This is a genomic window from Neobacillus sedimentimangrovi (assembly GCF_010614825.1).
Classification (GTDB): domain Bacteria; phylum Bacillota; class Bacilli; order Bacillales; family Cytobacillaceae; genus Neobacillus; species Neobacillus thermocopriae.
Genome location: NZ_JAAFZF010000047.1, coordinates 1 through 20,551, shown reverse-complemented (window position 1 = coordinate 20,551; position 20,551 = coordinate 1). Strand labels below are relative to the sequence as shown.

Genomic DNA, 20,551 nt, shown 5'->3' with positions numbered 1-20,551 from the left:
TCTCGAGCTTGAAAGAGTACTATGACTTCTGCTGACTTCTGACTGCTCAGCTATCTATCACTAGATAGGTTACCAAGGTTACTTGGCGTGCCAGCCAGACCTCCCCGGGTAAGAGTGTAATCTTTCCTTCCATCCATCTGCTTCATTTACTCTGTATCACCTTCGGCAGAAAGGGCTTTGTTTTGTCATGCAAACTCACCCAGTGATACCTAGCCTCATATGAAGTTCGTGTTCCTCAGACCGGAAGTTTGCCGCTCGCTTCCTTCAGATTCCGCGTCACCACGGACACCCTTGCGTTAAGCTAACTGCTACTTCTGCCTTCGCAGCTCGGGACTTTCACCCTATAGATTACACCCATGCCGGGCGCACATAAACAAAGACTTGGTAGTCCAAGTCTTTGTTCATATAAGCAAATTTAGCTTTTTTTATGTAATTATAAGTTTTAACCTTTCCATTATCCCATTTTAAACCCATTTTGATGGTTAATTTCAGATGTTTTCAATTAATTTATTTCGCATTTGAGTAGCTGCGAAAAGTGCTACTTTGTCTTGTAGTACTTCTTCAGGTTTGTTTCCATTTCCAAGAATATATCCGGCAAATTCAATTCCCATAAAATCAAAAATGTATTGAAATTGCTGAATCAAAGGCAGTCCTTTAATGTAAGGATCATCTCCTCCAACAGCAATAACAAACGCTTTTTTTGAAGCCATCTTACTCTTGAAATCAGGATATTTCGGGTCCCTTAAAGTTTGTGACCATCGATCAATAAAGTTTTTCATTGTTCCTGACATGCTATACCAATAAATTGGAGTAGAGAATATTAAAATATCATGTGGGAGTATACGATCAATGATTGAATTATAATCATCATTTCTTTCCTGAAAACCATCTTTTGAGTGACGCATGTCTATAATGGGTTGAATATTAAAATCTCTTAAATAAATTTTTTCTGTAGCTATATCTTGAATTACTAGTTCTGTCAGTTTCTCCGAATTTCCATTAGGACGGGTTCCCCCATATATAACTGCTATTGACATTTTTCATTTCCTCTTTTCCTTTAAATTGAGAATTTACTATTTTCTCCTAAAAAATTCCATTGGTATCTTTCCAAGTGGAGTAAATTGAAAAATCCTCTATTTATGATTAGGTCCTTTCCTTTTGATTCCCAGAAAACCTCATTTACTTATGGTACGGTTCATTTCGATTGATTCGAAAAGCCCGATAAATTTGCTCAACCAAGATGAGTCTCATTAATTGATGAGGGAAAGTCATTTTCGAAAAAGATAGCTGCTCGTTTGATCTTTTTATTACTTCATCACTTAACCCTAATGATCCGCCAATGACAAAAGTAATTTTACTTTTTCCGTAGGTGGCCAATTTATCCAATGTCTCTGCCAGTTCTTCAGATGATTGCATTTTCCCCTGAATCGCAAGAGCAATAACATGCGAATCAGGGCTGATCTTCGCTAAAATTCTTTCGCCTTCTTTTTGTTTGACCTGTTTCATTTCTAGATCAGATAGTTCCTCCGGAGCCTTTTCATCTGCCACTTCCACAATTTCGACTTTGGCATAAGCAGAAAGCCGTTTTAAATACTCCTCAATACCCTGCTTTAAATATTTTTCTTTTAATTTTCCAACGGTAATAATAGAGATATTCACAATCCACAACCCTTTATTTTTTTGTTACAAACAGCTTACAAACAACATATCCACAATAGTTATCCACATATTCACATTTTTTGTCCACATATTGTATGAAATCACTTGTTCGCCACAATATATATAGCCCTGTTTTGGCAATATTCACAGCTTGTGAATAAATTATCCACATCCAATTTATTTAAAACTGGAAAGGTTTCATATTCTTCCACAATGGTATCCAATGCTTCTCCTACATGTTCCTCACAACAATAAATCATTTTTCCATCCCTCCAAACAACCAAACTCTTTTCTACTTAATCTGTTATATTCGCTTCATATTTTTAACGACTCATTAATAGGTCATACACTTAACTGAACCTAATTATCATACCATAAGAAAAAAAAGGAAAGTGAGTAAATCACTTTCCCCGCCAATCACATTATTCTGTTTGATCACTAGCCAATTTGATAGTCGTTTTTTGGAGCTTCCCATCTCGGTAAAATTTAACTTCCATGCTTTCTCCAATTTTTTTCTTCTGATACAAATGCTTACGAAGCTCAATCACATCATTTATTTTATTACCGTCCAATTCAACAATTACATCCAGCTCCTGCAATCCAGCTGCTGCTGCTGGTGAACCTGGAACTACTTGACGAATAGCAACCCCATAAGTAACGTCATCTGGAAGTTTTAATGCTTCTTTCTGATAATAAGCTGGTATTTCATCTACAGATTTTAAATCGATTCCCATATAAGGTCTCTTAACCGTTCCAAACTTTTCAAGGTCACTAATAATGGGCTTTGCTGAATTAATTGGAATGGATAAACCGATACCTTCCACTGCATTCTGAGCAATTTTCATGGAGTTAATTCCAACAACCTGACCAGCCATGTTAATCAATGCACCACCACTGTTCCCAGGATTAATGGCCGCATCTGTTTGTAGGACTTCCGCCTGCCAGTCGACAACCCCATCCTGATTAATGTCTACAGGAATTGCCCGCTCAAGTCCAGATATAATTCCTTGAGTGACGGAACCTGAGAATGTTGGTCCTAGTGGATTTCCTATAGCAATCACTGGTTCACCCATGTTTAATGTGTCTGAATCACCGAATTCAGCAACCTTTTTAATTTTACTTGCATCTATTTTCAGTACAGCCAAGTCTGTCCAAATATCACTGCCTAGTAGCTCGGCGGGAATCTTGGTACCATCTGAGAGGCTTACTTCCAATCTAGTAGCTCCTTCAACTACATGAGCATTGGTAACAACAAACGCTTCATTTCCTTCTTTTTTATAAACAACTCCTGAACCTGTACCAGCAGCCTCTTCTGAATTTGTATTATTATCAAACCAAAACCTAGATGATTGGATATTATTAATACCGACAACAGCATCGGCTGCCTTATCAATGGCAGTCGTTGTATCTGTTTTTACATCATAGGCTACCTGCTTTATAACACCTGTCTGGTTTGTATTTGTATTTGATTCTATTTCTGATTGATCCGGTTCCACATGATATGGAATCACACCTATTTTAGAAAGGGCCGGTATTGATAGAATAACAAGCAAAGCACCAAGAATGGCTCCAACTAAACTGGCAATTAGATAGCCTCCCTTTTTCCCTTTTTTCTCCTCATAGCGATTAGGTGAATGATCATCATAATACCCCATTTGTATCATTCCTCTCTTTTGAAACAATGACTAATTTTTAGTTTGGCCTTATACCTACAATTATACTCATTCCTAAGCAAAATACTTAAAAATTGCATTTTTTTACATAAAACTTACGAGATTGTTCATATATTTTTAATAATTTGACATGTTCTACCTTCATCTGTTTATAACAAAAAAAGGGGCTGTCCGGAAAGTGGTATTTCAGCCGAAATCTTTATAAAAGCAAAACCCAAGAATGCTGTTAAATCAACATTCTTGGGTTTTTAATTTGGGTTCATTTTTCTCTTAAATGGACTTTTTAGACAGCCCCTGTTTCTACTAAACTGCTGTTAAAATAGTTGGGATCTTTGGATCCGTATCATATAACTCAAATTGCTCGCCAACAATAATCCCACGGGATTTTAATGTTTGAGTTACCGACATTCTCGCTAAGTCTTTCATATTATTATCAAGACTTAAATGGGCAAGATAAATTCGTTGTGTCCTGTCCCCAATCACATCACTCATTGCCAGTGCAGCATCTTCATTTGAAACATGTCCAACATCGCTAAGAATACGTCGTTTAATACTCCAAGGATATCTTCCCATCCGTAGCATATGGACATCATGATTGGATTCAAAAATATAAACATCTGCATTGGAAATAATGCCTTTCATTCGGTCACTTACATAACCGGTGTCCGTAATTTGAACAAGCTTTTTTCCGGAATGATGGAAAATATAAAACATTGGTTCAGCCGCATCATGGGAGACACCAAAAGATTCAATATCTACGGAGCCAAAGCTTTGAACGGTCTCCATATTAAAAACAAATTTCTGTTCAGTCGGTATTACGCCTACTGAGCTCTCCATCGCTTTCCATGTTTTTTCATTTGCATAAACAGGCAATTTATATTTTCGGGCCAAGACACCGATTCCTTTAATATGATCACTATGCTCATGAGTGACAAATATAGCAGAAAGCTTGCTGATATCCCGATCTATTTGCTGAAAAAGCTGCTCCATTTGTTTGCCGCTTAGACCTGCATCCACAAGGAAGGAGTGTTCGTCAGACTCAACATACAGAGCGTTTCCCGTACTCCCACTTGCCAGAATGCTATAACGTAAAGACATACATTATTCACTCCACATTTATATTTTCATCACTATTAAAATCAATGATCTTGCCCTCAAATGCATTAACAAATAGGCTTTTTTCATCATTAACCACAATACGCCACGTTGGTGCCAATACTTGCGATGCAGCCAACTGAATCCTGGTAGAATACCCAAGTTCCACTTTTGTAATCTCACTTTTAGGCTGTAGCTCACCTTTTTGATGTAAGGTTTCCATTGCTTTTAAAGGTGGAAGAACAGCTTCCTTTTCCGTCAGCTTTTCAAATTCCTCCAAATAGGTTTGTTGATAAGAAACGATCTGATTTTGGGAATTATAATAAAATACAATCATTCCGTTAATATTTTTATATAAAGGAACATTCTCGTATTGCTGATAATAAATTATCGTGTTCTTTTTTTCGTTTCTTTCCCCAAATTGATATTGATCGCCATAAAGGATATTTTCCTTTACAAAAGAAGCAAGCTCAGACGGCTCAAATTTTTCACCTAACTGTATGGGTTTTTCCAATTCGGAAATAATGGATGTACCTGATTCATTAATCTTGACTACTTGTCCTTTTAACTTGGTCAAGTCTTCTTTATTAAAAATTTTGGGTTTTGCACTAAAGTATTGTGCTTTAATATCCGTCTTTGGAAGCTCCTTAAATTTAATTTCATCATTCTTCAATTTTTCCTCAATAGAAGTTGGTGTCATAATCTCGTATTTATTGGCATCCCGGATTTTCATGAGTTGAAAGAGGAGGTATACATCTAAAATAAGAAAAGTAATAATAAATATTGTTTTTATTTTACTCCAATCCATGTTTAAGACCTCCTAGGTCTTCCATCGTAATTTGTCTCCAAGTGCCATCATAACGATAAAACCAGGCAGGCTCCAAAACGATTAATCGATTATCCTTAGAATCCCTATCCATCCGGTAGCCTAAAACCATATCTTCTAAAAGCTCGGATTTAAAGTTACGTTGATTCTTAAGAAATTCCAAAGCCTTGTGCCCTGAAGGACGTTTTACCGTTTGCATTTCCGTGGTTAATGGAAGCTCAAGCGCAATATTGGGTCGTTTATATTGACTAATTTCATTTCGACCCCATACTTCAGTAATTTCCGAAAGCCCGTGGTCATGAAAAACAGGGTATCCATCATCGGTATAGAGTCGAAATGTGGTAATTGCACTATATTCATTTTTATATACATAGCGATAAGAGTCTGTCCACCCACCATGTTCATTGACAAAATCAATACTCCGCTTGACTAATTCATAGGAATCCTCTACATAATCATCATCAGCGGTTGGGTTGACATAGGAAAGAATGTTGCTATCACTGTCTACAGTCATTTTACTAGAATCATTCGTAAATTCTTCTATTTGGCCAGTTGTGTTTTTTTGAACAAAGCTTGGATCTCTAAAAAGTGCCTCCTTAAATTCCTCTGAATTCAGAGTAACAGGCAAAAACTTATAGATCAGCATCTCCGTTTCACTTTCTGGTAGAAATAATGTTGTTTCCTCAGAAAGTTTATAGGCAAAATAACGGGGCAACTGGTACGCTTTCTTATAAAAATCACGGTTAAACTCGCTTAAATTAGCGGGTGATATATGGCTGATATAGACTTCCTGATTTTCTGTAGAAACAAAGTAGACAATCCCATTCTCTCCTCCTGAATTATCTACACTAATAATAATTCGATTAAAATTGAAGGAAGGAACTTTTTTCCCCTCAATATTCAGTACCCTTCGATATAATTCAATAGGAACTTCACCTGGAAATATGATTTCAGCATTTCCAGTTAAATGAATGAGGTCGTCAATATTTTCTACCTTCTCCGTATAATTTTTCACATCAAAAAATGTCCATTTCGTTAATTCCTTGATGACGGCATCAAGTTTCTGTGTATTATTCGTGCCGTAATGCTCGTTTTTCATATGGTATAAAATACGGTCAGGGCGGATAATTTTATCAATTTCTTTTGCATCACTTAACGTAACTGATTCGACAAACGGACGGTTTTCAATCGTATCGTAATTAGGCTGATAGGTCCATAGATTCCATGTTAATAAAATACTGACCAATACTAATATTGTTAAGATAACGGATTTAATATTTTCATATCTCATGACCATTCATCCTCTTCAGCTCGCTCATATGGCAAAGAAAAAGAAATCGTCGTTCCTTTTCCTTCCTCACTTTCCGCCCAGATGTTTCCTCCATGAGCATCCACAATTTCTTTCGCAATAGCAAGTCCTAATCCCGTACCACCCATTTTTCGAGTTCTTGCTTTATCTACGCGATAAAATCGATCAAATATTTTCCCAATACTTTTTTTAGGTATCCCCATTCCTTGGTCCGATACACTGACAACCATCCATTTTCCTCGTTCTTCAACAGAAAAGGTGACCTGACCGCCTTCTGGAGAATACTTTAGAGCATTGGAAATAATATTGTATAAAACCTGCGTCAATTTGTCTTCATCGATTTCTACAAACATAGCTTGATCAGGAAGATTTCGTTTAAAGGTGACATTTTGTTCCTTTGTCATCTCAAACCGGTCAATAATTCGATGGAAGAATTTGATAAAGTTCACCCATTCCATTTTCATCTGATAATCGGTACTATCCATTTTTGATAGGGTGAGCAAATCATTAACAAGTCGAATCATACGTTCCGTTTCTGTCCTTGTTACTTCCAAAAAGTTTGGAGCAAGCTCCTCATCTCGCCAAGCCCCGTCCGCTAATGCTTCTAGATAGCTTCTCATCGTTGTTAATGGAGTCCTAAGTTCATGAGAAACATTGGCCACAAACTCTCTTCTTTCGGCATCAATTTTCTCCTGCTCTGTAATATCATGAAGGACACAGATTAAACCATTCACAAACCCTGTTTCCTTTTGAATGACGGAAAAATTGGCCCGAAGAATATAGTTTTTCGTTTTCGTACTATAATCCAAAATTAAAGAATCCTTTTCTTCCAACAAGTCTTCAAAGGTATTCGTATCATCTAAATCTAATAAAGACACAATCGGCTGGGACAGGACTGTTTCACGTGAAACATTCAGCATTTCTGCTGCCTGTTCATTAATCAAAATGACTCGCCCTTTTCGATCAGTAGCAATAACACCATCAGTCATATAAGAGAGAACAGAGGAAAGTTTCCTTCTTTCTCCTTCTGTCATTGCCTGCGCTTCTTGAAGCTTTCTGGTTAAATTATTAAAGGTGATTGCCAATGTTCCGATTTCATCATTTCCATACACTTTAACTTTACGAGAAAAATTTCCTTTCGCCATGGCCATCGCTTGTTTTTTCATATCAGCAATCGGTCTGGTAATAGTCTGGGCAAGTAAAATGCCAAGAAGAGCCGTAATGGATAAGGCAATGGCTGTTCCAGTGGCAAAAATTCCATTTATGGTTTTCATCTGTTCAAACACCGTTTCAATCTTTGCCTCTAAATAAATAGCCCCTATCACTTTTTTTCCAGATTTTATCGGGGTAGAAAGGACCCAAATCCGATTTCTTCCATGGGGCTCCATTTCAATGGCACTTAAATCCTCTTCTAATACCATTGATTGCTTAATCCGGAGCTCAGTTGTTTTCTGACCAACTACTCCTTGATTTCCAGGATGAGAAGTTCCCAGTATTTTGAGAGATCTGCTTTCAATGACCATAACTTCAGATATATCCCCAGCATCATCAAAATCCCTAAGAATTTTTCTAATATCTTCTTCAAGTGTGGGATCATCTTGTGTTCTTTGCTTTTCCATTTCCTCTCTTATATTATAGGCAAGCAAATTCACTCGTTCTTTTATAGATGTTTGAAAATTGGTCCTTAACGTTTCCTCCAGCTGTCGGACAAAATAAACACCGATAATTTGCATGGCCACAAGTATAAGGAGAACATAGATGATGACAAACTTTACATGTATCGAGCTAAAGAAACCAACTTTTTTCACCAGTCATTACTCCTGTTCAGGATTCCGCAGATAATAACCGACACCACGACGTGTTACAATCCATGCTGGATGGCTTGGATTGTCTTCAATTTTTTCACGAAGGCGTCTAACTGTTACGTCTACAGTACGGACATCACCGTAATAGTCATACCCCCAAACGGTTTGAAGCAAATGCTCTCTTGTCATTACCTGGCCAATATGTTTCGCCAAATAGTACAGTAATTCAAATTCACGATGCGTCAATTCAATAGTCTCTCCACGCTTGGATACGACATATGCATCCGGATGTATCACAAGAGAGCCAACGACAATTTCGTTTGTCTCATTTTCTGCTTCTGGTTGCGTAGTAATTTGCTGATGCCTGCGTAAGTTCGCTTTTACACGGGCAATTAATTCCCTTGTACTAAATGGCTTAGTCACATAATCATCTGCCCCAAGCTCCAGCCCAAGCACTTTATCAATTTCCGAATCTTTTGCTGTCAGCATGATAATAGGCATGTCATATTTTTTACGGACTTCACGGCAGACTTCCATCCCGTCTCTTTGCGGCAACATAATATCTAATAGAATTAAATCAGGTTGTACTTCCTCTACTAAACGGAGAGCTTCGTTTCCGTCATAAGCACAATATACATCATAACCTTCTTTTTTCAGGTTGAATTGTAAAATATCCGCAATTGGTTTTTCATCATCAATAACGAGAATTTTCTTATCCATAACCATTGCTCCTTTTTTAATAAATCTATTTTATGAAAAGTGATTGAATCTCACACGTATTCTATTTTACTTTACCATTGTTACATCATAAATTCATCTACTAGTATTTGTCTTTTTCAATCGTCTATGTCAAATAGAAAAGCAAAAGCACCCTGCTCAGCGGCGTAAAGCCTGGAGGTCTCCAACTGAGATATAGGAAACACGAAGAGCGTATTCGATTCGATGTTGACTTATCGTAGGGCGGAGACCGAAGGATTCTAGCCGCTAGGGTGCTGAAGCTAGACAATTCTCTAAGTCCTAAATACACATTCTTATCTTATATAGAAAAGCAAAAGCACCCTGCCCAGCGGCGTATGACCTCCTCCCAAAAGCTATCGCTTTCGGTCGTGCGATGTGGATGCTGCCGGAGCCTTCCTTGTGGAGCTCTCCAACTGAGATATAGGAAACACGAAGAGCTCAAAGCGACTCGATGTTGACTTATCGTAGGGCGGAGACCGAAGGACACTAGCCGCTAGGGCGCTGGAGCTAGACAATTCTCTAAGTCCTAAATACACTTTCTTATCTTAATAGAAAAGCGGAAGCACCCTGCTCAGCGGTGTAAAGCCTCCTCCCAAAAGCTATCGCTTTCGGTCGTGCGATGTTTATGCTCCCGGAGTCTTCCTTGTGGTGGCCTTCAACTGAGATATAGAAAACACGAGGAATGACCAACCATAAAAAAGAAGAGCGAAGGCGTCTCTCCGCTGTGGGCTATATCATCCAAATTGAACATAAATTTTCTTTTTCATAAGAAAAAGTCTCTAGTTTCTACTAGAGACCATTATCGGTTGACGTAGTTTAGCGGATCGACCAGACGACCGTTTTTATAAACTTCAAAATGAAGGTGGGTTCCTGTTGAATTCCCTGTTGATCCCATAATTCCAATTGAGGATCCTTTTGAAACTGTTTGACCAACACTTACATCAATAGATGACAAATGAGCGTATAGTGTACGGAAGCCATTTTTATGATCAATAATAATTTTATTTCCATAGCCTCCGCTCCAGCCTGCAGAAACTACCACACCATTATCTGCCGCTTTAATCGTTCGATCGCTTGGTCTTGCAATATCGATTCCTTTATGCAATCTTCCCCAACGTTGCCCCATTTTACTGGAAATGTAGCCGCCGACTGCCGGCCAGGCAAAGCTTCCTTCTCCCTGAGAAGAAATGACTTTTGTTCCTTTTTTAACTATGTTTTTTATAGGCTGCTGGAGAATTTTTTCATACGTAACCTCTTTCTTAACAGTTACCCCGTTCTGCTCAAAAATTAAATAGGTAACAGATCGTGAACCATTTTGACCTTCCTGCTGGGTTATCGTCTGTCCCTTGGGAAGGGATGAATCCTCTATAATTTCTTGTGTATATGGTACTTCCTCAATCAAGTTTGATTCTTTTTCCACAATTACGTCGACAAAAGGGTTTGGTACAGTAACATTCAATTCTTGTCCAATTTGCATAGAGGTTGTTTCTGTTACTCCCGGATTTAATGCTAGTAATTGCTCCATTTTCAAACCATGCTTTTGAGCAATAGATTCAAGAACATCTCCCTCTTGAACCACATATTTAATCTCCTCCAACGCACCTTTTTGTAAAAAGGTAACCGCATCTTGTGGAGACATAATTTTTTCCGGTTCAACAGTTCTTGTATCAATTGAAACTTCTTTCGATAAACGAATGTCTAAAATGCGAGTTTCATTTTCGCCCAATGGAGGCATTGTATTTTTGTCAAAGCCACTGCGCTCCTCATACTCCTTCAACTGATCCTCAGATACATATTGAAGTTTAAGATTCCTAATGGCTTCTTCTGCATGATCTTTGTTTTCCAAATATACTATAGGCTCACCATCAACCAATATAGCGGCAGCCTCCACTTGAATTTGAAAACTATCTTTTAAAGTTTGTATGGTTTCATTGTTATTTACAGATAAACCAAAAACTTGTTCAGGGATATACTCTATTTGCTGTCCAAGTTTACTATTCAAAAATTCATTCGAATGATTACTTGTATTTACTCCTTCAGTAATCGTTTGTTCAATCACTTTTTTATCTGTAACTTTACCAATATATGTACCATTAAGGTAGACATGGTAAATTGTTGATTCGTCAGCCGAGTCAGCTAAAGCAGTTGACCCATTGGTAAAAGTAATAACTGAAGCAAGCACTGCTGAAGCGACCATTGTTTTAAGCCAGAAATATTTCTTTGCTTTTGTTTCCCTATGCAAGAAAAACATATTTTCCTCCTAAGCCACGGTAAACCTTTTTTCATTTCATGATCCAATTAATAAGGGTTTGACCGGAATTTTAGCCTTTTATAATGTAACATAGTTTGATATAAAAAGATTCATAGTCTTTATAATGTAATAAAAGTGTATTATTACTGACATGTTCCTACGTTTTTTGAAACACATTAGTTACATTTACCTGTTTTATCTTTAAAAAACAGTTAAAAATACCCATAAAATATTCATAACAGCGCTAGGCAATTCTCAAAAAAATCTACTATCCAAAAATCTTATAAAAAAAGAAGCTTGTTTTATACAAGCTTCTTTAGGGATGGCTCAGGACGGAATCGAACCGCCGACACAAGGATTTTCAGTCCTTTGCTCTACCGACTGAGCTACTGAGCCATATTTATATATTTTTTCTAATTTAAGTACTATGTAAGAAAAATGGCGGTCTGGACGGGACTCGAACCCGCGACCTCCTGCGTGACAGGCAGGCATTCTAACCAACTGAACTACCAAACCGTATTTATATGGCAGTCAACAAGTAGACCGGTCTTGCCTGTCTTTTGCTGACCGCCATTCGCCGATGACCCCTACGGGATTCGAACCCGTGTTACCGCCGTGAAAGGGCGGTGTCTTAACCACTTGACCAAGGGGCCAATCAAGAAAAATGGTGAGCCATGAAGGACTCGAACCTTCGACCCTCTGATTAAAAGTCAGATGCTCTACCAACTGAGCTAATGGCTCATTTACGCCTTATCGTTGCGACGTTTTTTATAATATCATGATAGTTTCTCGTTGGCAACACTTTTTTAAAAATTTTTTTATTTAGTAGTTTTTTTGTTAGATAATCGTTAATATCCATATAACAAAGAGAAAAAAATCTCTTTAGAAGGCTCTTTTACAATTCAATCTAAATGAATTGTTTTAAAAAATTTTTTTCTCATAAGACACCTATACTTTTTTGTACAAATAACCTTTTTCATCCTAATTCTAATGATAAAACCACTCCTTTAATTTTGTCCTTGAAAAGGAACAAGGGGCTCTTCTTTTAGAAGAGGAGCCCCTCATTCTTATTATAGGCTATTTTAAATCTGTCTCCAAGGATTGCGGACAACGTTTGTTTGGTTACGGTCTGGACCGACAGAGAAGATTGATAGTGGGATCCCTGTTAATTGAGAAATACGCTCTACATAATGACGCGCATTCACTGGAAGTTCATCTAATGATTTACAACCAGTAATGTCTTCTGTCCAGCCAGGCATCTCCTCATAGATAGGCTCACATTGTGCTAATACTTTAAGATTAGCTGGATATTCGGTAATAATCTCTCCATTATAACGATAAGCTGTACAAATTTTTAATGTCTCAATGCCAGTTAACACATCAATGGAGTTAAGTGATAGATCCGTTAAACCACTAACACGACGGGCATGGCGGACAACCACACTGTCGAACCAGCCAACTCGACGAGGACGACCTGTTGTTGTACCATACTCGCGGCCTACTTCACGAATTTGATCACCAATTTCATCATGTAGTTCAGTTGGGAATGGACCATCACCGACACGGGTTGTATAAGCTTTACATACCCCTACTACATGATTGATTTTAGTCGGACCAACTCCAGAACCAATGGTCACACCACCTGCAACAGGATTGGAAGACGTGACAAAAGGATAAGTACCTTGGTCAATATCAAGCATAACACCTTGTGCCCCTTCAAAAAGTACACGTCGTCCTTCATCAAGTGCATCATTTAATACAACTGATGTGTCGCATACATATTGTTTAATCTGCTGACCATATTCATAGTATTCGTCCAAAATATCTTCTACCTTAAACCCTTCCGTTTCATAAATCCGCTCAAATAAACGATTTTTTTCCTCTAAATTACGGACAAGCTTTTCTTCAAACAATTCGCGATCAAGCAAATCAGCAATTCGAATACCGACACGGGCAGCCTTATCCATGTAGGCAGGACCAATTCCTTTTTTCGTTGTTCCAATTTTGTTTGCGCCTTTTCGCTCTTCTTCGACTTCATCTAATTTTAAATGATATGGAAGAATTACATGTGCTCGATTACTGATGCGAAGATTATCTGTTGTAATTCCTTTTTCATGTAAATAGTTAAGTTCCTTGATAAGTGCCTTCGGGTCAACAACCATTCCATTCCCAATAACACAAATCTTTTCCTTATAAAATATCCCTGAAGGAATTAAATGTAATTTATACGTTTCTCCGTTGAATTTAATAGTATGACCAGCATTATTACCACCTTGATAGCGGGCAATAACCTCTGCGTTTTCAGAAAGGAAATCCGTAATTTTTCCTTTTCCTTCGTCTCCCCATTGTGTACCAACAACCACTACTGATGACATGAAAGGCACCTCCGATAATGTAACAGACAATAATTTCATTTATTCCTTACATAAGTTTATCAATTCTCCTGCAAAGAAGTCAATAAAACACGAACATTTTATATAACTATATTAAAATATGTTCGTATAAATCTCTGACTCTATTTATAAATCCGCAAATTCCTTAGTCAACCATGTATAAACTAAAGCAATCACTTTTGGTCATGCAATACTTATATAGCTAAATCGTTCACTCCAAAAAACACGAAGAGACTGACGTGATTCGATGTAGATTGATCTTAGGGCGGAAAGTAAAGCCGTGCCGCCGTCAGATGCTTTCTTTAGACCATTCTCAAAGTCAAAAAGTTGCTTACTAATCTTACAAAAAAAGGAGTCCGTCATTATCCATGACAGACTCCTTACTTTTTTCTTTTAAGCACCAGGGGCCTCATAACGAGTTTCCAAGTTAACAAATTTATTATATTCTTTTACAAATGCTAGTTGTACAGTACCTACCGGGCCATTACGCTGTTTGGCAATTATGATTTCAATTATATTTTTATTCTCCGATTCCTTATCATAATAGTCATCACGATATAAAAAGGCAACGATATCCGCATCCTGCTCAATACTTCCAGATTCACGAATATCCGACATCATCGGTCGTTTATCCTGACGCTGCTCAACTCCACGAGATAGCTGAGAAAGAGCGATAACAGGGACCTCCAATTCACGTGCTAGCTGCTTCAACGCACGAGAAATTTCCGAAACTTCCTGCTGACGGTTTTCACCAGGCCTGCCGCTTCCTAAAATCAGTTGAAGATAGTCAATTAAAACCATACCCAATCCATGTTCCTGCTTTAAGCGACGGCATTTTGAACGGATATCGTTAATACGGACACCAGGTGTATCATCAATAAAAATCCCCGCATTTGCTAAACTGCCCATAGCCATCGTCAACTTTCCCCAATCTTCATCAGTTAGAGTTCCTGTACGAAGCCTTTGGGCATCAATATTTCCTTCCGCACATAACATACGCATAACAAGCTGTTCGGCACCCATTTCGAGACTGAAAATCGCAACATTTTCGCCAGCCTTAATGGCTACATTTTGAGCAATATTTAACGCAAACGCTGTTTTACCAACAGAAGGGCGGGCACCTACAATAATTAAGTCATTCCGCTGAAAACCGGCAGTCATTCGGTCCAGTTCGGTAAAACCTGTAGGAATTCCTGTAATATCACCGACCCGATTATGCAAAAATTCTATATTGTCATACGTTCTGACGAGAACATCTTTAATATTATGAAAGGCACCAGCATTTTTTCGCTGTGCTACTTCCAGAATACTTTTTTCGGCTTCCGCCAAAAGAGTTTCAACTTCATCTTCTCGGGTATAACCATCCGAAGCAATATTCGTTGCGGTACGGATTAATCTTCTAAGTAGCGATTTTTCTTCTACGATTCTAGCATAATATTCAATATTGGCAGCTGTTGGAACAGAACCTGCCAATTCATTTAAATAAACAATCCCACCTGTATCCTCAAGTAGTTTAGTAGCTGCCAGTTCCTCAGCAACAGTAACAAGGTCAACAGCTTTCCCTTGATCACTAAGTTTGAGCATTACATGAAAGATTTTTTGGTGGGCAGCACGATAGAAATCCTCTGGGATCAGGATTTCCGATGCTAATGTAAGGGAAGAGGGCTCCAGAAAAATAGCTCCCAATACCGCTTGTTCAGCCTCAATATTTTGCGGAGGCATGCGGTCGGCAAATAAATCGCTCATCTTATCAAAACCTCCTAATAGATAGAGGATGATTTATATTCATATAAAATTATCATATCTTACAAAGAAAAATGTGACCAGTTAGACCGATCACATTCCATCTATTACTTTTTCTATTTTATCATGTAATTATAAATTTCGAACTGGTATTTATTTTCCAGATCTCTTTAATTGTATTTATTTTGTTTCTTTAACATGGACGGTTAATGTAGCTGTTACATCTTGATGTAGCTTTACCGGAACCTTCGTGTGGCCAAGCGCACGAATGGCATCTTCCAATTCCATTTTACGCTTATCAATTTTTATACCGTGCTTCTTTTGCAGTTCCTCAGCAATTTGCTTAGTTGTAATGGATCCAAATAGTCTGCCGCCTTCTCCTGCTTTAGCAGAAATCTCCACCGTAAGGTTATCCAATTTTTCTTTCAGTTTTTTTGCCTCTGCAAGTTCTTCTGCCGCCAGCTTCTCTTGTTTTTTCTTTTGAGCTTCTAACGTGCTGAGGTTAGCATTTGTTGCTTCAACCGCTAAACCCTGCTTAAATAAAAAATTTTGAGCATAGCCATCGGCTACATTTTTTATTTCACCTTTTTTACCTTTCCCTTTTACATCTTTAAGAAAAATTACTTTCATTCCTTTTTACTCCCTTCTAAATAATCATCAATGGCTTGTTTTAATCTCATTTCAGCTTCCTCAATGGTTAGACCGTTCAGTTGAGTCGCCGCGTTTGTCAAGTGGCCCCCGCCTTCCAAGGATTCCATAATCACTTGTACATTAACATTACCCAAGGAGCGTGCACTAATGCCAACTACATCTTCACCTCTTTTTGCAATAACAAATGAAGCAAGAACTCCATCCATGGTTAACAAAATATCTGCTGCTTGAGCTATGATCACTTGATCATTCACTTCATCGTCACGACCTGTGGCTATGGCTATTCCTTCACGATAAAAGTAGACAGATTCAATCAATTTACCACGTTTAATAAATGTATTTACATCTTCCTTCAAAAACTTTTGAACTAGTATAGTATCTGCCCCATGAGCTCGTAAATAAGAAGCAGCATCAAATGTCCGTGAACCTGTTCTTAGGGTAAAACTCTTCGTGTCAACAATAATTCCTGCTAGAAGAGCGGTAGCTTCTATCACTTCAATTTTACCCCGTTTTGGCTGGTATTCAAGAAATTCAGTAACAAGCTCCGAAGTAGAGGAGGCATAAGGCTCCATATACACAAGCAGAGGATTTGAAATAAAGTCTTCTCCACGGCGATGGTGATCAATAACGACTTTATTATCAATTTTCATTAGTAATCTTTCATCCATCACCAATGAAGGTTTATGGGTATCTACAACCACTAACAATGTTTTCTCCGTAGAAATTTCTAATGCTTCCTCAGGACTTATAAATCTTGAGATCAGTTTTTCTTGATGACGAATTTCATCCATCAGTCGTTTCACAGAGTTATCTATTTCGTTCATATTTACCACAATATGAGCATCTTTTTGATTCAGCTCTGCTACTTTATAAATACCAATACTTGCACCGATAGAGTCCATATCAGGGTTTTTATGCCCCATAATAATGACTTTATCACTGGCAATAATTAAATCTCTTAGTGCATGTGAAATAACCCTTGCTCTAACCCTTGTTCTTTTTTCCACTGGATTTGTTTTTCCACCATAAAATTTTACTTTACCGTTAGGGAGCTTAATGGCTACTTGGTCTCCACCTCTTCCAAGTGCTAAATCAAGACTAGATTGAGCCATTAAACCTAACTCAGGCAAGGAGGAAACTCCAGTCCCGACCCCTATACTAAGGGTAAAGGAAACATTATGCTTGGCGGTCATTTCCCTTACTTCATCAAGTATCGTAAACTTTCCTTTTTCGAGACTATACAGAATTTCTTCGTTAAAAACAGCAATAAATCGTTCAGAAGAAATCCGTTTTAGGAAAATTCCATTTTCATGAGCCCACTTATTAAGAATAGATGTGACAAGGTTATTAACGCTGCCTCGCATTTGGTCATCCATGCCCTGTGTGAGGTCGTCATAATTATCTAAAAAGATAATGGCGATTACGGTCCGTTCATTCTGATACATTTTTTCAATTTCTGCTTGTTCAGTTACATCAAAAAAGTATAATAATCTTTCTTCCGGTTTATGTATGACGCGAAATTTCCGGTCATGAAGGGTAATAATTTCCGTTTCTACTTCCTGCTTGATTAACGGAATCAAACTATCCGCTACATCATACAAAGTTTTTCCTACCAATGTATCCTCATCAAAAAAAGAGGCAAGATATGGATTGGTCCACTCGATATCATACTCGTCATTGATTAACATAATTCCAATTGGCATTTCAAGCAGGGCTTCCTCGCCAACCTTTTTTATCCGATAAGAAAGAGTGGAAATATATTCCTCCATTTCCTTCCTTTGTTGATTATCAATGGTAACCATGTAATAGACAGGGAGAACTATTAATAATAGACCTGCTAGGCTTATAATCCAATTATAGTATGACAGAACGATGAGCAGTACAATCGTAAGGAAAATTAACCCGTAAAAGGGATAACGGATAGACCGCTTTTCTAAATAGGCAGGCATTATTTCATCTCCTAAAACAATAGTTATTACTCTTTTTTTACATTCTGTTTTCGTAAATCAAAACCTAAATCAATTATACCTAATATCCCTATTATATAAAGAAATACTGGTATCATGAAAGAGACAATTGCTAACACAATAGCAATAGACTTTGATATCCCTATATGATCAAAATAATAAAACAAAAATGTATATCCTTGAAAAATCATTAATAATAGCAGTAAATAGGTAAGATTTAATAAAACCGTAAAAAGAAAGGTTCCTTTATCAGGGGTTACTATCATACTAGCCAACAAGGTAATAAGAAGGTACCAAAGTGTACTTTTTGGCAGGCATATATCCTTGAAAGATTTGGATTTTTCTACCTTTACCCCAAATCTTTTTATAATTGGGAAGGAGACCAATTGAATCAATAAGGCAATGAAAAGTGCTATAGCAACAAATATGGTTGGGACCAAAGTATGAACAAGATCTAATACTTCGTTAAATTGCTTGATCAATTTGGTCGCTTCTTTTTCTTGACCGAAATTTTTTAACATTTCTGCGGAAGAATTCAAAGATTCCCTCATAATATGAATCATATCATTTATGAAATTTATGTTAAAAAAAGCGACACTTACAGCATAGCCCCCAATGATGTTAACCAATACAACAAGGGTACTTACGATAAATATAATGTTTCTATCTTTTCCTTTTCTAATTAAATAGCCAATAACAGCCCCCGTGATCCCGTAAATTAGTACCAAAGGAATGGAGATCAAGGAACCAACAATGGTAGAAAGGAGGATAGATGCAATCAAAAATACTATGGTCGATTTTCCCTCATTTTTGGTAGCAAACAGAATAAACGGTATGGCGAGAAATAAATTGACGACCACCCCGGCAACTGGTATGTAAATGGTTAATAATAATAGAACGGTAAAAACCGCTAACAGCATTGCACCCTCTGTCAGCTTACGAACATTTTTCACATCTTCACCTCTATAGTAAGGTATCCTATTTTTTATTTTAGTATAGATAAAATTTGAAATTCAAACAATTACAAGTAAAAAAGGCAATCGGGAACACCCGACTGCCTTTTCACTTTTCATCTAATCCTGCTTATTATTCACCTGCAACAAATGGTAGTAATGCCATTTGACGAGTACATTTAATAGCAATAGGTAAAATACGTTGGTATTTCGTGTTAGTACCTGTTACACGACGTGGTAAAATTTTACCGCGCTCAGAGATGAATTTTTTTAGTAAATCCACATCTTTGTAATCGATATGAGTATTACCGTTAGCTGTAAAGTAACATACTTTACGACGTTTTACACGTCATTTTTACTTTTTTTATTTCGTTTATAAAGTGTAACTCCAAAAGCTATAACAGCAATAATGATTATTATACTAACAGAAGTAATAATTATGGGTGCCCATTCAGTTAATGGTGAAACATATGTTGTTGATTTTTCATGTCATTACCACCTTTAGTGTAAATATTTAAAAGAAACTCGGACAATTGCATTTTTACTCGTTAATTTAAGTAACTTCACTGTACTAATTATTGTATGTGATGAATTGAAAAGTCCTGATCCATTTATACCTACTGCTGCATAATCATAGTCACCTTGAGCATTAATATCTTGACCAACTACATAAGCTGTAGAATCTGTTATTGCAGCTGAAGCTGAAACTGTATTTGGGAAACATGCAAAAGTACCAGCTTTGGATATGTGGGATCCCTTTCATAAAGCTGTTAAATCAATATTCCCAGAGGCTTGTATCGTCATTGATAAATATCATGTAGTGCAAAAGGTTACCCAAGCACTTGATCAAGTAAGAAAGAAGATTCCTGGCCTGAAAAAAGGGCGGTTTAAGCTCTTAAAAGGTTCTGAAAAGCTTACGATTAATGAAAAACAACAATTAGACGAGATGCTTGAAGAGCACCTTGAGTTGTCATATGCTTATTTCCTAAAAGAACTATTTAGGGAAGTTTATCAAGCACCAAACCTTGATACAGCTGATTCACTCTTGGAAGAATGGATCCAACTCGCATGGAGCAGCCCATTTCCTTCATTTCATCAAGTAGCCAAGACCTTAACAAAGTGGAAAGCACAGGTTTTACAATACTTCCTTACACCATTTACAAATGGGCGAATTGAAGGCACAAACCATAAGATCAAGAACATCAAAAGACGTGCTTATGGTTTCAGAAATCTGGAAAGATTTCGGCTACGTGTATTTTTGGAATGTACAGGAAAATATTATAAAAATCAGGCTGCTTGACCTTGTCCTTCATCAGCTTTCATCAGTGTAGTTGGTAGAATGGAAGCCGTCAAGGAAAGCACTTGACAGCTTCCATTCTACCAACTTGATGGTCTGTAAGCTGACGAAGGAGCTATTCTAGATTGAGCACCAATCTCGCTAACTTATTTCTGGAATTGAGTGAAAACCACAGAATTTGGTGAAGAGAC

General features: G+C 37.5%; 15 protein-coding genes, 4 tRNA genes and 2 pseudogenes. 1 reads left to right on the top strand and 20 read right to left on the bottom strand.

Annotated elements, in window-relative coordinates:
• Positions 1-488: 488 nt before the first annotated feature.
• From GZA11_RS13485 to rpsR, 20 genes and pseudogenes are all read right to left on the bottom strand, one after another.
• Entirely contained in the window at positions 489-1,037 is a 549-nt protein-coding gene (locus GZA11_RS13485) for a flavodoxin family protein (RefSeq protein ID WP_038538059.1), read from the bottom strand.
• 142 nt (positions 1,038-1,179) lie between these two features.
• Positions 1,180-1,659, bottom strand: coding sequence for a 23S rRNA (pseudouridine(1915)-N(3))-methyltransferase RlmH (gene rlmH / locus GZA11_RS13480; protein ID WP_163184197.1), 480 nt, complete (start codon positions 1,657-1,659; stop codon positions 1,180-1,182).
• Between the two features lie 101 nt (positions 1,660-1,760).
• Complete coding sequence (locus GZA11_RS13475) at positions 1,761-1,919, bottom strand: CxxH/CxxC protein (protein ID WP_081905109.1); 159 nt, start codon at positions 1,917-1,919, stop codon at positions 1,761-1,763.
• Between the two features lie 162 nt (positions 1,920-2,081).
• Positions 2,082-3,314 carry a S1C family serine protease gene (locus tag GZA11_RS13470; RefSeq protein ID WP_163184196.1) on the bottom strand — a complete coding sequence of 411 codons (1,233 nt, stop codon included), beginning with the start codon at positions 3,312-3,314 and terminating at the stop codon, positions 2,082-2,084.
• A gap of 321 nt (positions 3,315-3,635) precedes the next feature.
• Positions 3,636-4,430 (bottom strand): MBL fold metallo-hydrolase, encoded by a 795-nt coding sequence (locus GZA11_RS13465; RefSeq protein WP_038538074.1) that lies wholly within the window; start codon positions 4,428-4,430, stop codon positions 3,636-3,638.
• 7 nt (positions 4,431-4,437) lie between these two features.
• Entirely contained in the window at positions 4,438-5,235 is a 798-nt protein-coding gene (locus GZA11_RS13460; protein ID WP_163184195.1) for a two-component system regulatory protein YycI, read from the bottom strand.
• Positions 5,222-6,544, bottom strand: a complete 1,323-nt coding sequence (locus GZA11_RS13455; RefSeq protein ID WP_038538080.1) for a YycH family regulatory protein — start codon at positions 6,542-6,544, stop codon at positions 5,222-5,224. The genes GZA11_RS13460 and GZA11_RS13455 overlap by 14 nt, the downstream gene beginning before the upstream one ends.
• Positions 6,541-8,370, bottom strand: a complete 1,830-nt coding sequence (gene walK, locus GZA11_RS13450) for a cell wall metabolism sensor histidine kinase WalK (RefSeq protein WP_038538083.1) — start codon at positions 8,368-8,370, stop codon at positions 6,541-6,543. The genes GZA11_RS13455 and walK overlap by 4 nt, the downstream gene beginning before the upstream one ends.
• 6 nt (positions 8,371-8,376) lie before the next feature.
• Positions 8,377-9,087, bottom strand: a complete 711-nt coding sequence (yycF, locus tag GZA11_RS13445; protein ID WP_038538086.1) for a response regulator YycF — start codon at positions 9,085-9,087, stop codon at positions 8,377-8,379.
• Between the two features lie 817 nt (positions 9,088-9,904).
• Positions 9,905-11,356 carry a M23 family metallopeptidase gene (locus GZA11_RS13440; RefSeq protein ID WP_163184194.1) on the bottom strand — a complete coding sequence of 484 codons (1,452 nt, stop codon included), beginning with the start codon at positions 11,354-11,356 and terminating at the stop codon, positions 9,905-9,907.
• Between the two features lie 323 nt (positions 11,357-11,679).
• Positions 11,680-11,752: transfer RNA gene (locus GZA11_RS13435), tRNA-Phe, on the bottom strand.
• Positions 11,753-11,795: 43 nt separating this feature from the next.
• Positions 11,796-11,872 (bottom strand) — tRNA-Asp (locus GZA11_RS13430).
• 65 nt (positions 11,873-11,937) lie between these two features.
• Positions 11,938-12,009, bottom strand: a tRNA-Glu gene (locus GZA11_RS13425).
• A gap of 12 nt (positions 12,010-12,021) precedes the next feature.
• Positions 12,022-12,097: transfer RNA gene (locus GZA11_RS13420), tRNA-Lys, on the bottom strand.
• A 341-nt stretch (positions 12,098-12,438) separates the two neighbouring features.
• Positions 12,439-13,731 carry an adenylosuccinate synthase gene (locus GZA11_RS13415; protein ID WP_163184193.1) on the bottom strand — a complete coding sequence of 431 codons (1,293 nt, stop codon included), beginning with the start codon at positions 13,729-13,731 and terminating at the stop codon, positions 12,439-12,441.
• A 411-nt stretch (positions 13,732-14,142) separates the two neighbouring features.
• Positions 14,143-15,495, bottom strand: coding sequence for a replicative DNA helicase (dnaB, locus tag GZA11_RS13410; protein WP_038538098.1), 1,353 nt, complete (start codon positions 15,493-15,495; stop codon positions 14,143-14,145).
• Positions 15,496-15,672: 177 nt separating this feature from the next.
• Positions 15,673-16,122 (bottom strand): 50S ribosomal protein L9, encoded by a 450-nt coding sequence (gene rplI, locus GZA11_RS13405; RefSeq protein WP_038538100.1) that lies wholly within the window; start codon positions 16,120-16,122, stop codon positions 15,673-15,675.
• Entirely contained in the window at positions 16,119-18,092 is a 1,974-nt protein-coding gene (locus tag GZA11_RS13400; protein WP_038538103.1) for a DHH family phosphoesterase, read from the bottom strand. Before GZA11_RS13400 ends, rplI begins: the two co-directional genes overlap by 4 nt.
• Positions 18,093-18,118: 26 nt before the next feature.
• Complete coding sequence (locus GZA11_RS13395) at positions 18,119-19,063, bottom strand: YybS family protein (protein ID WP_231315277.1); 945 nt, start codon at positions 19,061-19,063, stop codon at positions 18,119-18,121.
• A 133-nt stretch (positions 19,064-19,196) separates the two neighbouring features.
• A pseudogene (gene rpsR / locus GZA11_RS13390) lies at positions 19,197-19,412 on the bottom strand (30S ribosomal protein S18); the annotation flags it as partial.
• 369 nt (positions 19,413-19,781) lie between these two features.
• Between rpsR and GZA11_RS13385 the strand changes: the two are divergent.
• Positions 19,782-20,363, top strand: a pseudogene (locus GZA11_RS13385) (ISL3 family transposase); the annotation flags it as partial.
• Positions 20,364-20,551: the final 188 nt, after the last annotated feature.

Excerpts from the sequence above, each read along its gene's own strand:
- GZA11_RS13485 (WP_038538059.1), bottom strand. The coding sequence starts at position 1,037 with ATGTCAATAGCAGTTATATATGGGGGAACCCGTCCTAATGGAAATTCG.
- GZA11_RS13475 (WP_081905109.1), bottom strand. The coding sequence starts at position 1,919 with ATGATTTATTGTTGTGAGGAACATGTAGGAGAAGCATTGGATACCATT.
- GZA11_RS13470 (WP_163184196.1), bottom strand. The coding sequence starts at position 3,314 with ATGGGGTATTATGATGATCATTCACCTAATCGCTATGAGGAGAAAAAA.
- GZA11_RS13465 (WP_038538074.1), bottom strand. The coding sequence starts at position 4,430 with ATGTCTTTACGTTATAGCATTCTGGCAAGTGGGAGTACGGGAAACGCT.
- GZA11_RS13460 (WP_163184195.1), bottom strand. The coding sequence starts at position 5,235 with ATGGATTGGAGTAAAATAAAAACAATATTTATTATTACTTTTCTTATT.
- GZA11_RS13455 (WP_038538080.1), bottom strand. The coding sequence starts at position 6,544 with ATGAGATATGAAAATATTAAATCCGTTATCTTAACAATATTAGTATTG.
- yycF (WP_038538086.1), bottom strand. The coding sequence starts at position 9,087 with ATGGATAAGAAAATTCTCGTTATTGATGATGAAAAACCAATTGCGGAT.
- GZA11_RS13440 (WP_163184194.1), bottom strand. The coding sequence starts at position 11,356 with ATGTTTTTCTTGCATAGGGAAACAAAAGCAAAGAAATATTTCTGGCTT.
- GZA11_RS13415 (WP_163184193.1), bottom strand. The coding sequence starts at position 13,731 with ATGTCATCAGTAGTGGTTGTTGGTACACAATGGGGAGACGAAGGAAAA.
- dnaB (WP_038538098.1), bottom strand. The coding sequence starts at position 15,495 with ATGAGCGATTTATTTGCCGACCGCATGCCTCCGCAAAATATTGAGGCT.
- rplI (WP_038538100.1), bottom strand. The coding sequence starts at position 16,122 with ATGAAAGTAATTTTTCTTAAAGATGTAAAAGGGAAAGGTAAAAAAGGT.
- GZA11_RS13400 (WP_038538103.1), bottom strand. The coding sequence starts at position 18,092 with ATGCCTGCCTATTTAGAAAAGCGGTCTATCCGTTATCCCTTTTACGGG.